The 270-nt window shown below is 65.2% G+C and carries 1 pseudogene; it reads right to left on the bottom strand.

Annotation, left to right across the window (positions count from 1 at the left end):
- Positions 1-270 (bottom strand): annotated as a pseudogene (locus tag AC5RV1_RS21455) (lipoyl synthase); the annotation flags it as partial.

Here is a 270-nt window from a genome sequence, read left to right as displayed (position 1 = left end):
CCGGGTTCAGTTCGTGGATCTTGCGGACCGTCTCGGCGTACAGCCACACGCCCTCGTCCTCGAGATCGTCGCGGGCCACGCCGGTGACGGTGGCGTAGCGCAGCTGCATCGCCTGCACCGACCTGGCAACCTTGCTCGGTTCGAACCGGTCCACCGGGGAGGGTTTGCCGGTATCGATCTGGCAGAAATCACACCGCCGGGTGCACTCGGACCCGCCGATCAGGAACGTGGCTTCCTTGTCCTCCCAGCACTCAAAGATGTTGGGGCAGC

The organism is Arthrobacter sp. Hb9-2, assembly GCF_059091165.1.
The sequence above is the reverse complement of the archived record's forward strand: the minus strand, read 5'-3'. Positions and strand labels throughout refer to the sequence as shown.